This is a genomic window from Mucilaginibacter sediminis, assembly GCF_051903035.1.
Lineage (GTDB): Bacteria > Bacteroidota > Bacteroidia > Sphingobacteriales > Sphingobacteriaceae > Mucilaginibacter.
The window spans coordinates 1,304,401-1,318,300 of sequence record NZ_CP170602.1 but is presented as its reverse complement, the minus strand read 5'-3'; the positions used below and the strand labels follow the sequence as shown (position 1 = coordinate 1,318,300).

The following is a 13,900-nucleotide window of genomic DNA, read 5'->3' as shown; positions in this document are numbered from 1 at the left end:
TTTTTGGATTTGGAACTTTAAAGTTTAAGGTTTTGTAATTAGAGTTTAGGATTTAGAAATTATCATTTAAAAAATATGAATACCAAATTAGCGTGGCGTAATTTAAAAAAGAACAAGCTTTATGCGTTTGTAAATATCCTGGGTTTAGCGGTTGGTATTGCCAGCTGCCTGCTTATAGGCATCTACGTAAAGCACGAAACAAGTTACGATAAGTTTCACGTTAACGCCGATAGGATAGTGCGGGCAACTATGGAATATAACACGGCTGATGGACCACAAAGCATAGCCGTTAGCGGTACTAAAGCTGGCCCGGAATTTAAGCGGGTGTTGCCCAGGGTGAAGGATTATGTACGAACGTTTAAATCAAACAGGGTAATTGGTTATAATAATCAGGTATTCGACGAAAAAGGCATTTTATATGCCGATGCTAATTTCTTCAAAGTATTTTCATTTAATTTAGCTAAAGGCGATATCTCATCGGCTTTAAGTGCTCCGGATAAAATTGTGATCACTCAAAAATCGGCTGCGAAATATTTTGGCAACCAGGATGCATTGGGCAAAGTATTGAAAGTTGGCTCAAAAAACTTCACTGTATCGGCAATAGCTGAAAATGTGCCCAGTAATTCGCAAATACAGTTTGATTTTGTACTGCCATTTAGTCTTTATATGGATATGAACGGGCCGGAGCAATGGTGGACAGCCAATAACATGACTTATTTGCTGCTTAACGATAAAGCTTCACCTGCTGAATTGCAAAAACAGGTATCGGCTTACATGGTGAATACGGTAAGCAAAAAAGAATTAAAAATGGATGGCAACCATTATCTTACTTACAATTTGCAGCCTTTAACAGATATACATTTAAAATCAAACCTGGCTGATGAATTTGAGCCGGTTGGCAGCATAACGTACATCTACGTTCTTTTAATTGTAGCCTTATTAATATTGATAATAGGTTGTGTAAATTATGTTAACCTTGCAATCGCCCAATCCGCGGGCCGGGGTGCCGAAATTGGTGTACGCAAAGTTATGGGTGCCGGCAATGGCGAATTATTTTGGCAATTCATTGTTGAATCCGTATTTACAACGGTTATAGCTGCACTATTGGCCATTGCGCTGGCGGCGTTGGTTTTGCCTTTGTTCAACCAAATATCGGGCAAACAACTTGAAGCTGCCACCTTAGTCAACCCCCTCATACTTTTGGGCCTTGTGGCATTAAGTTTATTGGTTGGTTTTGCAGCGGGGGCTTATCCTGCATTGTTATTATCAAATGCTAAGCTGGTAAAAATATTAAAATCGGGGTTCTCATTTACATCCGGTCAAAATGTACGTAAATCGTTAATAGTTTTCCAGTTTGCGATCTCGGTATTTTTGATCATATCTACCATCGTGATACTGCAGCAATTATCATACATCCGCAATAAGGATATTGGTTACAGCAAAAGCAACATGGTAGTACTGCCTATAGATGCGAAGATGTTACCGCAGCTGGATGCAATAAAAAAAGCAATGAGCGGCATTCCCGGCGTGCAATCCGTAGCTGCTGCTAATGACGAACCTATAAATGTTGGCTGGGGCGATGGTATAAACACCAATGACGGTAAAAATATTTCTGTAAACGCTATCCCTGTTGACGAGGATTTTATAAAAACAATGCAGCTCAAACTAATTTCGGGAAGTGATTATACCCATGCGGATTTGCTATTGCTGGATACTACAAATCAACGTAAAAATTATCATTACACCTTTATGCTGAATGAGTCGGCGGTAAAAGCATTAGGCTGGACTCCAGAGCAGGCTATTGGCAAAACCATATCAAAGGGGGTAACCGGAACAATAAAAGGCGTGATAAAAGACTTTAATTTTAAATCATTCCATGACCAGATCACGCCCCTGATCTTATTCCTGGACAACGAGCAGCTACACCGGATGTTTGTGAAGATAGATGGGAATAGCACAGCCGCAACCTTGGCACAAATTGGTAAGGTATGGAAAGATAGGGTTAGCCACCGTCCGTTCGATTACCGTTTTCTGGATGATGATTATGACGCGCTATACCGTACCGAACAGCGTACGGCAGGTGTATTTACCACCTTTTCTGCATTGGCTATAATGTTGGCTTGTTTAGGTTTGTTTGCCATTACAGCCTTTGCCGTTGTACAACGCACCAAAGAGATAGGCATCCGCAAGGTATTAGGCGCAAGCATCGCCAATATTATTATGCTGATAGCCAAAGATTTTTTAGCGCTGGTGATTATTGCTACAGTTATTGCATCGCCCATTGCCTGGTACATATCCGGAAAATGGCTGCAGAATTTTGCCTATCGTATTGATATACAGTGGTGGGTGTTTGTAGTAACAGGTATTGCAGCCTTATTGGTAGCCGCTGTTACGGTAAGCATACAATCAACCAAAGCCGCGCTGGCCAACCCGGTAAAAAGCCTGAAGAGTGAGTAGGCAGTTGTGAGTTGTGAGTTGTGAGTTGTGAGTTGTGAGTAACGGGTGCTTAAGTTAGGATTTAGAGTTTGAATTTTAGGGTTTAGTATTTAGAAATTAGGATTTATGTTGCGTAACCACATTAAGATTGCATTCAGGAGTTTAAGCAGGAATAAGGGGTTCACCTTTATCAATATAACAGGTTTGGCAGTTGGCCTTGCGGTTTGTATCATGATCATGCTGTATGTAACGCATGAAATGAGTTACGATAGTTTTCACAAAAACGGGAAGCGGATTTATAACCTGCGGGCATCGATAAAGATGGGTGGAAATACCATGAACATGGCTTACATGAGTTACGCCGCCGGGCCTATTGTGAAGCAAAACAATCCAATGGTGGAGGATTATATGCGTACTTTGGCTTATTTCAGGCCAATGGTGGTGAGCAATCCAAAATCGCCCGAAACTAAGTTTGCAGAAAGTAAACTGATCTTCGCGGACGCGGGTTTCTTTAATTTTTATTCGTTTAAGTTATTGTCCGGAGAGGCTTCGGATGCACTTAAAGCGCCATTCTCTGTTGTAATTTCAAAGGATATCGCAAAAAAATACTTTGGTAACACGAATCCTGTGGGCGAAACACTTATTATAAAAACAGATAGTGCCTATACCTACCACATTACCGGGGTAGCCGAAAATGCCCCGTCAAATTCATCTATCGACTTCAACTTTGTAGCATCTAACACAAGTTTGCTTTCAATGAAAGAAGCATCAATGTATATAGGTTCGCAAGAGATAAGTTTTGGCTCATTTGGATTGAATTTGCTTTTAAAACATGCTTCGGACACTGCCGCGTTGAGGCGTAACCTACAGGCAATGGCCAAAAAAGACAAAAGCCTGGGCGAGATGATTTATACTTTATCGCCAATAACTGATACCCACCTGCACATGAACTTTGGCGATTCATCTAATACCAGGTATTTAAAGATTTTTCCGTTGGTGGCTGTGTTGATATTACTGCTGGCATTGGTTAATTACATGGGCCTTTCTACTGCGAGGGCTACGTTAAGGGCCAAGGAAGTGGGGGTGCGCAAGGTGTCTGGGGCAAGCCGTATTAGTATTGCTATGCAGTTTTATGTAGAGTCTGCCTTGTTTGCGGGCATTTCATTCGTGCTGGGTTATTGCCTGTGTTATCTTTGCAAGCCCTGGTTTTTAAATGTGTTGCAGTTAAAGATCGATAACTCGTTTTTATATAGCCCGGTAGTTTTAGGCTTGCTGTTAGCTTTGCTGGTGCTTACGGTGTTAATAGCAGGCAGCTACCCTTCGTTAGTTTTATCGGCTTTTAAACCTGTAGTTACGCTAAAGGGCAAAATGAGCACGCAGGCGGGCGGCGCAATGGTACGTAAAGTATTTACTACCCTGCAGTTTGCCATATCTGTGGGGCTGATTATATGCGGAATTGTTATCGACCGGCAGCTCTATTATTTCAGACACGCAGATACAGGAGTTAACCGCGATAATATCGTAATGCTGCCTGTAGGTACCGGCCTGGTAAAAAACTACCATGCATTTAAAAAAGACATTAGTGATTTGGCAGGTATCGGGGAGATAGCTACATCGCATTATGCCATGTACAAGGGTTATGATATGTTTTTTGCTGCCGGCAAAACCAAAGAAGAGAAAAGTATACCTATAGCCAATTTAGTTGCCGATAATAACTTTATCCCGGTTCTTGGCTTAAAATGGAAATATCCGCCTGCGCCAAATACCGAAATTACCGGCCGTAATAAAGTGGTTATTAACGAACTGGCTATAGGGAAGCTGCATTTACCCGCAAACCCGGTAGGCAGTTTTATTAGTGATGGCAATAACAATCTCCAGGTTATGGGTGTGCTTAAAAACTTCAATTTTAGTTCAATGGCAGATGAGTTAAGGCCCTTTGCTTTAATTACACTTCCCGATACCTCATCATTTTGGAAAAAGACCGGATGCAACCTTTTTGCCAAAATAAATCCCCATACCAATTTGCCAACCCTGTTGGCCAAAATGCAAAATATCTATAAAAAATACGACCGGGATACACCTTTTGACTACACTTTTATGGACGATGCCTTTAACCAGCAATACAAGGCCGAAGACAGATTGGCCGCCATCTTTAGCTTATTCACTTACATCACGGTGATATTGGCTACGATGGGCTTGTTTGGGCTTGCGGCGTTCACTATTGAGCAGCGCACCAAAGAGATTGGCATCCGTAAAATATTGGGGGCCAGCTTGTCAAAAATAAGTACACTGCTTTCTTTGGATTTTTTAAAACTGGTGCTTTTATCGGTTATTATAGCTTCGCCGGTAGCCTGGTGGGCCATGCACAACTGGCTGCAAAATTTTGCAAACCGTATCACTATACCCTGGTGGGTATTTACCGCCGCGGGCGGCATTGCTGTATTAGCGGCCATTATCACCGTTAGCTACCATGCAATTAAGGCAGCGCTGGCAAATCCGGTGGATAGTTTGAGGAGTGAGTAGGAGCCTCACCCTGCCCTCTCCAAAGGAGAGGGTTCTTGATTTGCATGTGGGAAATGTTAAATGTAGTTTTTAAGTCCTCTCCTTTAGAGAGGATTTAGGTGAGGCTTTTATTTTCTTTTGCGTGCAACGTATTTCTCCATCCCGTTGTCTTATTAATAAACCAAACTAAAACATTATGAAAAAGCACTTACTGCTATTTTTTGTTGCCTGCCAAAGCTGTGTTGTTTTTGCGCAGGACTCCAAAACCCCATACATGACCAAACCCATTTCCGGGGCTGTTAAAGATGTTTTTGTAAACACATCGGGCGGAAGTATTACTGTAAGCGGTGCCGCTGGTGAATCGCCACGCGTTGAGGTTTATATCCAGGGAAATAATGGCATCGGCAATATATCAAAAGAAGAAATTCAAAAGCGTTTGGAAAACTACGAACTAAGCGTTACCGTTACTGGCGGCGAAGTTCACGCGACGGCCAAAAACAAACACAATTTTTCAAACTGGCGAAATTCGTTAAGTATTGGCTTTAAGGTATTTGTACCCAAAAATGTTAACACCAGCCTGAATACCAGCGGTGGCAGCATACACCTGGATAATTTGGATGGTACCGAAAAATTTGAAACAAGCGGCGGTAGTTTGCATGTTGATAAATTAACCGGGATGATCAAAGGCCAAACATCAGGCGGCAGCATTCATGTAAGCAATTCGGGATCGAGCATCGATTTGGAAACAAGCGGCGGCAGTATCGAGGCAAGTAACTGCAATGGTAAAATTCACCTGGAAACATCGGGCGGGTCATTACATCTTACTGATTTAAAAGGAACTATTGATGCCAACACCAGCGGCGGTAGCATCAGCGCCAATAATATTGCAGGCGAGTTAAAAACAGGCACATCAGGCGGTAGCATCAACCTTAACGGCCTGGCCTGTGCATTGGATGCTTCAACCAGTGGCGGCAGCTTTCATGCGCAATTTGCCAGTGTTGGTAAATATGTTAAAATTGATGTAAGCTCGGGCCACATTGATATTTCGGTGCCGTCCAAATCGGCCCTTGACCTTGATATGCGTGCTGATAAGGTAGAAGCCAACTTTACATCAAACTTTAGCGGTACTAAAGAAAAAGAAAGAATAGAAGGCAAATTGAATGGCGGCGGTTCATCGTTTGAGGTAAGGGGCAACAGCCGTATCAATCTTAATCTTAACTGAGATCTATATAAAGTAAACATGTACGCACACGGGCCTGTTGCTTAACGCGACAGGCTCTTCGTGTTTTAAGTCTTAAGTCCAAAGCTTAAGTTCTAAGTCTAAAATGACGAATCAGACTTAAAGCCCCAGACTTAGGGCTCCTGGTAGCGTTTCTTAAGTAATTGCATCATGCCAAGGTTAATGTCCCATTGATTTGATACCGGCATTTTTGTATACGGCAGTACAGGCATGTAAGGGGAAGGGCCAAACTCGGGTGTAATGGTTAATAGCCCGGCGCCGTTTTGCAGGCGCGATTTTACTATGGCATCCCACCACTGCAAATGTGCATCCAGCTCTGGTTGCCATTCGGGGGCATTTGGATCAGAAACCTGTGCAGATTGGGCATGGCCAACGCGCGCGTGAATGTGAACAGTCCGGCTGATGGCTATTTTAACCGCTTCTGGTTGTTGTTCCAGCAGGCTTTCAGATACATTACACCAGTGCGAAAAATCTGCGGTTATTAAAACATCGGGGTTATCTGTAAGCAATTGCTTAGCAATATGAGTGGCGAATAGCGCTTTATTCCGGTGTGTTTCATGGGCAATGGTAATGCCGCTTGCAACGGCAATCTCGTTGGCTATGGCAAAAAGCGCTTTGTTTTGCTCGCTTGTGAAATAATCCTTTCCGGTTTGCGAATCAATTAAAACCGGCCGTGCTTTTATTGTGTTTTCCAGGTGCTTGCGGAAACTGGTTTTATGCACCTCAAAATCTTCTTCAAACGACTGGTAATATTGGCCAATCAATAACAGGTTATGCTTTTTAAGCGCATTTAAAATGATGTCTTTTTCCTGTTCATCAAAAGGTACAGATGCTTCAACGCCCTGGTAACCGGCTTCTTTTACTTTAAAACAAAATTCGTCCCAGGGCAATTGTTCAGAACCCCAGCGCGGGCAAAAAAACTTTATTTTCATTATAACATTTATAAGAACGGTGAAAAGATAATCTGTATGGCTAATTTTTATTGTGCGATAAATATATGATTATTTGCCCCACTATATCTTATAACACCAGATCGCTTTCTTTTAAAATTAAATCGAACTTCCTCAATCGGTTTTCGCTTCGATTGTATTTTGGTCGACCCCCAAATTTAAGCTATAGAAACGCACGCGTACTGTAACGTTTCCGCAGGGCTAAAATAACTGCATGTTTTGCAAATTTCTGAATATCAAAATATTATATATTTGGCGCGTGTTTTTAAAGAATAGCAGGGAGGCACCCCAGCAGTACAGTAATCTTATTTTAGGTTTGACTACAGCAATGCCGATAAAAAACTTCCAAACTTGAGAAATTTGGATTTAGTTGATTAGTAATATGCGCTTCGGGATGAGATCCGGAGCGCATTTTTTGTGTTTAGGGTTGGCCTCTTTCAGGCACAATTACAATATCAAGATCTGTTATTTTTTTTACATACAACTCATCAACCAAAATCATCACGATAGCCAGTAAGGGCACCGCCAAAATAATACCTAAAACTCCGGATAATGTGCCCATTAATACTTGCGCCAGTATGGTTAAAGCTGGCGGCAGGTTTATCATTTTATTTTGGATGATAGGAGTTACTATGTTGCTTACTATAGTTTGAGTAACCATATACATTAATGCTACTACTATAGCAGTATTTGTACTGATGGTTAAGGCCAGTAATACGCCGGGAATCATGGCTGCCAATGATCCAAAGTTGGGAATAAGTTTAAGCAGGCCGGTAAGCAGGGCAAGCACCAAAGCCACAGGGATGCTCATGATGCCTAACCCGATAGAAAGTAAAATGAAAACCAGCACCATAGATAACATCATTCCTTTTAGCCATCCCTTTAGGGCGAAGCTAATTCTGTCTATCACCTGATGGGCGAGCGGTTTGCGGCTTTCTGGCACTAATTTTATCATGCCGTCTTTATACAGGTTAGGATTGCTTGTAAAAAATATGGCCAGGAACAAGATGATGTAAATATCGCCCAAAACACCAAAACTGGTATTGAAAAATGATTTTGCAGTGGTCATTAAAGCATCAGAGTTATCGTCCGCCAGGTATTCCAATATCTTTCTTCCTATGGGGGTTTCGGCCAGTTTTAGCTTAGCATTACTAATTGTATGCGGCAGGGTATCGCTCAATACGGCTACCTGGTTTGATATTTTAGACCCCATAAACCAAAACAGTACCCCAAGCAACACAAACGTGCCACCGATAGAAATAATCATGCAGATGCGGCGGCGCCATAGGGTTTTCCGCTGGATCATGTCGCCAAGGCCGTGAAAGTATACGGAGATGAGTACACCCGCAAGTACCATTAATAATACATTAAAAGCAACCCGGGCAATCAGTATTACTACTACCAACAGGGCTACTACGGCAACGGTTTGCCATACTTTTTGAATATAGGTGAGTTCTTTTTGAGTTGTTTTACCGGTATATTTATCGCTATTGAGGGCCATTTTGTGCTAATTTGAAAAAGAATGTTCAAATAGGGGACAATGAACATCTCCAAAAGTTTTAACAATATCGCAATATTGATTTAATATCAAAACCAAAAGCCCGGGCAGCACTAATTCCTCAATTTACCGGTGGCTAACTCTTTATCAATCCAGTACAAATGTTGATATCGATCGTGCTGGGAGTAAAACTCCGGGAGTATACTTACTTTGAGAAGCCTGCATATTTACGGCCTTATCTCTATTGGTTAAATAAGTGCTAAGCGTTTTGTATTTTTTGGTGGCGTTTTTTAAATCGAGGTTTACCTTTGTATCGGTCGTTCCGCGGTTAACAGCTACTATAACCAGTTTATTGTTCGCACCTTTCCATGCCGAAACCAGGATTTTACTTTGTGTGGCCGGCGCTGTGCCGGTAAGTACGCGTACCATGCCGGTGCGCACAAATAAACTGTAATGGCCCAGGGCCCACAGGTTTTTGGTTACCGTAAATTCGCCGTCTTTAAAATCGGGTTTGGGGTTTAAAGCGATGAGGTAATACCGTGTATTAAAACCGGCGCTGCCTGGTTCATAGGCATTCCAAAATTGCCAGGCGGTAGCATTACCGTCTGTTAAATCGGAGTGAATAACTTTTGCCAAAAACAATGCGCAATCTATCGCGTCCCGGTCGCCTTTTGAGCCTTCTTTAAAACCATCGGCCAGCATGCTGTATTCTGATTGCCAGAAGTTCACACCATATTTTTTTGCGGTATCGGCCAGTTGGCTCCGGGTAGCTACCATTGCGCTGTCGGTAGTTTCGGTAAAGTAACTGTGGCCGGCAATTATTGGCGGTACATGGTTTAATGCTTTAACAGATAATGAACTGTTAGGACCAAAAAAGCGCTGAATTTGGTTTGTTGAATAACCACTACCCGAATACAGGTAATTGAGCATGCCTGCTTCACTTATCAATATTTTAGTGTTTAATTTCTCTTTGCTTAAAGCCCCGTTAAGTTCATTAACCACATGATATATTTCGTCATTTTTCCATGCGGTGCCCTCCTGATCACCCTGCATATACGGGCGCGACCAATCCCACTGGGGCTCATTAACCGGGCTGATATAGCTGAAGTGAAGGCCTTCACTATCAAAATGGCTGATCACTTTAGCCAAAAAATTGGCATAGGCGCTATAGGCATCGGCCTTTAGGTTACTGGTAAAGTCTTTTTCTGTTTTATAACCAAGCCCGTTACGTGTAAATTGCACCGGCGGGCTGTTTGAAAAGGCTATGAGTGTTTCTACGCCATAATCATGTGCCTTTTTTAAAAAGAATTGATAGCCGGCCTGCTTGTTCCAGTCATAATCGCCATTTGGGCTTAAAAAGCATTCAGATCGCCTCCTGAAATCTTTAATTCCGCTGCTATCGCCTTGTTCTGCAGTTCCGGCGCCAATGTTAAAACGCCAGGCCGATAAACCAATTCCCAATGGGTTTCCCAACTTGTCTTTTTGCTTACTGAATAATAAACGAGCGATGGCTTCCTTTTTTTCGGCGGGCCAGTATTTGCCTATCCCTTCAGAAAACCAGCAACCCGATGCGCCTATGTTTTCAATTACCTGGGCGGTATTATTCAAATTGATATGCAGGGTTATTGTTGTATCGGTAGTTTGGGCAATTGATGTACAATTAAAAAACGTTGTCAATAACAACGGGACGGCCATTAGTTTAATAAAGTTTTTTGTCGGTTTCATCGGTGCAAATATAAGCCGGGATAATTGTATTATTAGCTATTTAATTGCGGGGAAACGGGCCTGTTGATTATACATGTCATATTATTCCTTTAATTTGTAACCAATTAATTACCCCTTTAGGATGAACCGTATTTGCCTTATTGAAGACGAAGAAAAAGTAGCCGCCTTTATTTCAAAGGGATTGCAGGAACATGATTATGAGGTAACACACGCCATTGACGGCTTTAGCGCGATTGACCTGTTGGCCGGGCATACTTTTGATCTAATAATCCTTGATTTGATGCTACCTGATATTAATGGCATAGATCTTTGCCGTCGCATCCGCAGGGATAATAAGCAGCTGCCCATATTAATGCTTACCGCGCTGGATAGGGTAGACGATAAGGTAAACGGCCTGCAGGCGGGCGCTGATGATTACCTGGTAAAGCCCTTTCATTTTAACGAGCTTTTGGCGCGGATGAATGCTTTGCTAAGGCGTTCACGGCAGGAAATGCCCCAGGAAGAAGGTTTATTAACCTTTAGCGACCTGAAACTAAACACCTTTACCAAAACTGCCGAGCGCGCTGGTACCGAAATTACTCTGACCACAAAAGAATACTATTTACTGGAATTGTTTTTGCGCAACCCCAACAAAACATTATCAAGAGATTATATTGCCGAAAAGGTTTGGGATATCCAGTTTGACACTGGCACCAATTTTATTGACGTGTATGTAAACTACCTGCGTAAAAAAATAGAAAAGGGCGCGCAGTCAAAACTTATTCATACAGTTATAGGTATGGGGTATATTTTAAAGGAGAAATAAGGCTGTATGAAAATAAAAAACAGGCTTGCCTTAAATTTTACACTCCTTAGTTCTGCCATGCTGCTAATTATTATGGCGAGTATGTACCTGGCTTTTGCCAACTTTTTCAGAACGGATTTTTACGGGCATTTAAAAGATAGGGCAAAGGTGGCCGCACAGCTATACCTCGAAGCCGACGAAATATCATCCGATTCATTAAACCACGTTCGCGAACGTATGCTGGAACAATTGCCCAACGAGGTAATAAGGGTTTACAATGCCAACAACATAGCCTCGTTTATAAAAGATAAAGAGCAATACTGGAGCTTTAACACCATTGAAGAAGTCCGCGCAAAAAAGTACATCAGCTTTAGGGAAGGCGAACGCCAAACAATAGGTATTTACTATCATGATAACCAAGGGAATTTCGTGATCCTGGCTTCCGCGTATGATCAGCAGGCAAAGGTGCGCCTATCGGGAATTATCCGTATTATGATTATCATTTTGATAGTGGTGAACAGCGTTTTGTTTTTCATAGGCAGGTGGTTTGCAAAGCGATCGCTGATGCCCATTGATGGCCTTATCAAACAAATGAAGCAAATTAATGCCAGCAGTTTACATGTAAGGGTTGACGAAGGAAAAGGTAAGGACGAAATAAGTGCCCTGGCCCTTAATTTTAACCGCCTGCTTAGTCACCTTCAAAACTCGTTTGAGTTACAGCAAACTTTTGTAGCCAATGCATCGCACGAGTTGCGCACCCCGGTTACAAGTATTATTGGCGAAGTAGAGGTTGCCCTGAACAAGCAACGCAGTATCGTAGATTATGAACGACTGTTGAATTCGGTATTAAATGATGCCGGGCGACTTAGTGATACCATTAGCAGCTTAATGGAACTGGCGCAAACGGATATGGAATATACCCGCGCAAAGCTGGAACCTATCCAGATTGATGAACAAATATGGGAGTTGCAGCATCATTGGGCTATGTCGGCCGGGCACCCGCAACTACAGGTACAAATTGATCATTTGCCCGACGACCAACAGGCGCTATTTATTAACGCTAACCCCACTTTGCTTAAAATAGCCTTCAATAATATTATTGGTAATGCGTTTAAATTCTCGCATAATCAACCCGTTACCTGCCGTTTAAATGCCGATGATCAATCCATAGTAATTACAATTATTGATAAGGGCGTTGGTATTCCTGCCGAAGACCAGGAAAAAATATTTACCCCCTTTTACCGCAGCGCAAACGGGCGTGTATTTGACGGCAATGGGGTAGGGCTGTACGTAGCTTTTAAAATTATCCAGTTATTTAATGGCACCATCAATATACAATCGGTAGTTGGGCAAGGCACAACTTTTACCATTAGTTTTGTGCCAATTTTCTAATCTCTTTCTAATCCCGCTTTAATGCTGGTCTAATTTGGGTGGTATAGTTTTGCGCCAAACAAATAAACTATGCACCGAAAATTTGTTATCGTTCTTTTTTCAATTCAACTATTACTATGGTGTATAGCTGTCGGGGGCCCGGTTTACGGGCAACCCTCCGGCGGCGATACCCTCAGGATGTCATTGAAAGAGACAGAAGATCAATTCTTAAAAAACAATCTCGACCTCATTATTCAGCACTATAATGTTGACCAGGCGCAGGCGCAAGTAATTACTGCACGGTTGTTCAATAACCCCGATTTTAGTTTTGCCAACGTTTTATACAACCCGCAAACCAAACGCTTTTTTGATACCAGCCATGATGGCGGCGAATATTCGGCCCAGCTATCGCAGCTTATCCAAACCGCGGGCAAGCGCAATAAAAATATCCAGCTGGCGCAGATAAGTGCACAGCAGGCTCAGTACCAGCTTTTTGATCTGTTACGAACGCTAAGGTATACGCTCAGGAACGACTTTTATAAGATCTATTTCCAGGAGCAGTCGGCACAGGTTTACCAGGAAGAGATTAATTCGCTGGCGAAAACGCTTAAGGCTTTCCAGGAACAATATACTAAAGGCAATATCTCCCAAAAAGAAGTGCTGCGCATCCAGTCGCAGTTATACTCACTGCAATCAGAACTAAATGACTTGATGGATAGCATTGATGACACCCAAAGCGAGTTGAAATTGATGATCCGCGCCAAACCGTCGAGCTTCGTGTTGCCCCAGGTTGACATTAACCTGGAAGGAAAAAATATGGTGTCAGATGTACCTTATCAACGTCTTGTAGATTCTGCCAATGCCAACCGTTACGATCTTAAAGTTGCCCGCTCGGTTGTTGATTATAACAACATTAACCTGAAACTGCAAAAGGCCACGGCCATACCTGATGTTACTCTTTCATTGGCCTATGACAAGCAGGGTAGTTATATCCGGGATTATTCAAGCGCGGGCATAGCGTTTTCGCTGCCATTTTTTAACCGCAACCAGGGCGGCATAAAACAGGCCCGTATTGCGGTTGATGCCAGTAAGGTGCAGCTGCAAAGCCAGCAGGACCAGCTGGAAAGTGAACTGGCCAATAACTATAAGGGCGCGTTACGCCTTGAAAACCTGTACAATAGCTTCGATCCCAAGTTTAAGCAGGATTTTAACCACCTGATACAGGAAGTGTTTAAAAACTACCAGAAACATAACATAGGCCTGTTGGAGTTTCTTGATTTTTATGATTCGTATAAAACCAATACGCTGCAGTTAAATAATCTGCAACTCAACCGCATCACTTCGTTAGAGCAATTGAATTTTGCAACCGGCACACCATTCTTTAATCAATAATA

The 13,900-nt window shown here is 42.4% G+C and carries 9 protein-coding genes; 6 read left to right on the top strand and 3 right to left on the bottom strand.

Annotation, left to right across the window (positions count from 1 at the left end):
• The first annotated feature begins 75 nt into the window (after positions 1-75).
• The 3 genes from ACFGVS_RS05195 (at position 76) to ACFGVS_RS05185 (ending at position 6,160) form a co-directional block, all read left to right on the top strand.
• A complete protein-coding gene (locus ACFGVS_RS05195) occupies positions 76-2,457 on the top strand; it encodes an ABC transporter permease (protein WP_439697748.1) in 2,382 nt (793 codons plus the stop codon).
• A gap of 105 nt (positions 2,458-2,562) precedes the next feature.
• Positions 2,563-4,959 (top strand): ABC transporter permease, encoded by a 2,397-nt coding sequence (locus tag ACFGVS_RS05190; protein ID WP_439697747.1) that lies wholly within the window; start codon positions 2,563-2,565, stop codon positions 4,957-4,959.
• A 175-nt stretch (positions 4,960-5,134) separates the two neighbouring features.
• Complete coding sequence (locus ACFGVS_RS05185; RefSeq protein ID WP_439697746.1) at positions 5,135-6,160, top strand: DUF4097 family beta strand repeat-containing protein; 1,026 nt, start codon at positions 5,135-5,137, stop codon at positions 6,158-6,160.
• Between the two features lie 131 nt (positions 6,161-6,291).
• Here ACFGVS_RS05185 and ACFGVS_RS05180 read toward each other — a convergent pair whose 3' ends face one another.
• The 3 genes from ACFGVS_RS05180 to ACFGVS_RS05170 form a co-directional block, all read right to left on the bottom strand.
• On the bottom strand, positions 6,292-7,110 hold the full coding sequence (locus ACFGVS_RS05180; RefSeq protein ID WP_439697745.1) for a sugar phosphate isomerase/epimerase family protein: 819 nt from the start codon (positions 7,108-7,110) through the stop codon (positions 6,292-6,294).
• A gap of 439 nt (positions 7,111-7,549) precedes the next feature.
• A complete protein-coding gene (locus ACFGVS_RS05175; protein WP_439697744.1) occupies positions 7,550-8,629 on the bottom strand; it encodes an AI-2E family transporter in 1,080 nt (359 codons plus the stop codon).
• 144 nt (positions 8,630-8,773) lie between these two features.
• Positions 8,774-10,351 (bottom strand): glycoside hydrolase, encoded by a 1,578-nt coding sequence (locus ACFGVS_RS05170; protein ID WP_439697743.1) that lies wholly within the window; start codon positions 10,349-10,351, stop codon positions 8,774-8,776.
• A gap of 121 nt (positions 10,352-10,472) precedes the next feature.
• Between ACFGVS_RS05170 and ACFGVS_RS05165 the strand changes: the two genes are divergently transcribed.
• The 3 genes from ACFGVS_RS05165 to ACFGVS_RS05155 all read left to right on the top strand — a co-directional run bounded on the left by ACFGVS_RS05165 (position 10,473) and on the right by ACFGVS_RS05155 (position 13,898).
• Positions 10,473-11,156, top strand: a complete 684-nt coding sequence (locus ACFGVS_RS05165; RefSeq protein ID WP_274213238.1) for a response regulator transcription factor — start codon at positions 10,473-10,475, stop codon at positions 11,154-11,156.
• Between the two features lie 6 nt (positions 11,157-11,162).
• Positions 11,163-12,527 carry a sensor histidine kinase gene (locus ACFGVS_RS05160; RefSeq protein WP_274213239.1) on the top strand — a complete coding sequence of 455 codons (1,365 nt, stop codon included), beginning with the start codon at positions 11,163-11,165 and terminating at the stop codon, positions 12,525-12,527.
• A 69-nt stretch (positions 12,528-12,596) separates the two neighbouring features.
• Positions 12,597-13,898 (top strand): TolC family protein, encoded by a 1,302-nt coding sequence (locus tag ACFGVS_RS05155; RefSeq protein ID WP_274213240.1) that lies wholly within the window; start codon positions 12,597-12,599, stop codon positions 13,896-13,898.
• Positions 13,899-13,900 lie beyond the last annotated feature (2 nt).

Bases quoted from the DNA above. Each gene is read 5' to 3' on its own strand.
- ACFGVS_RS05160 (WP_274213239.1), top strand. From the start codon at position 11,163: ATGAAAATAAAAAACAGGCTTGCCTTAAATTTTACACTCCTTAGTTCT.
- ACFGVS_RS05165 (WP_274213238.1), top strand. From the start codon at position 10,473: ATGAACCGTATTTGCCTTATTGAAGACGAAGAAAAAGTAGCCGCCTTT.
- ACFGVS_RS05185 (WP_439697746.1), top strand. From the start codon at position 5,135: ATGAAAAAGCACTTACTGCTATTTTTTGTTGCCTGCCAAAGCTGTGTT.
- ACFGVS_RS05175 (WP_439697744.1), bottom strand. From the start codon at position 8,629: ATGGCCCTCAATAGCGATAAATATACCGGTAAAACAACTCAAAAAGAA.
- ACFGVS_RS05180 (WP_439697745.1), bottom strand. From the start codon at position 7,110: ATGAAAATAAAGTTTTTTTGCCCGCGCTGGGGTTCTGAACAATTGCCC.
- ACFGVS_RS05195 (WP_439697748.1), top strand. From the start codon at position 76: ATGAATACCAAATTAGCGTGGCGTAATTTAAAAAAGAACAAGCTTTAT.
- ACFGVS_RS05190 (WP_439697747.1), top strand. From the start codon at position 2,563: ATGTTGCGTAACCACATTAAGATTGCATTCAGGAGTTTAAGCAGGAAT.
- ACFGVS_RS05170 (WP_439697743.1), bottom strand. From the start codon at position 10,351: ATGAAACCGACAAAAAACTTTATTAAACTAATGGCCGTCCCGTTGTTA.
- ACFGVS_RS05155 (WP_274213240.1), top strand. From the start codon at position 12,597: ATGCACCGAAAATTTGTTATCGTTCTTTTTTCAATTCAACTATTACTA.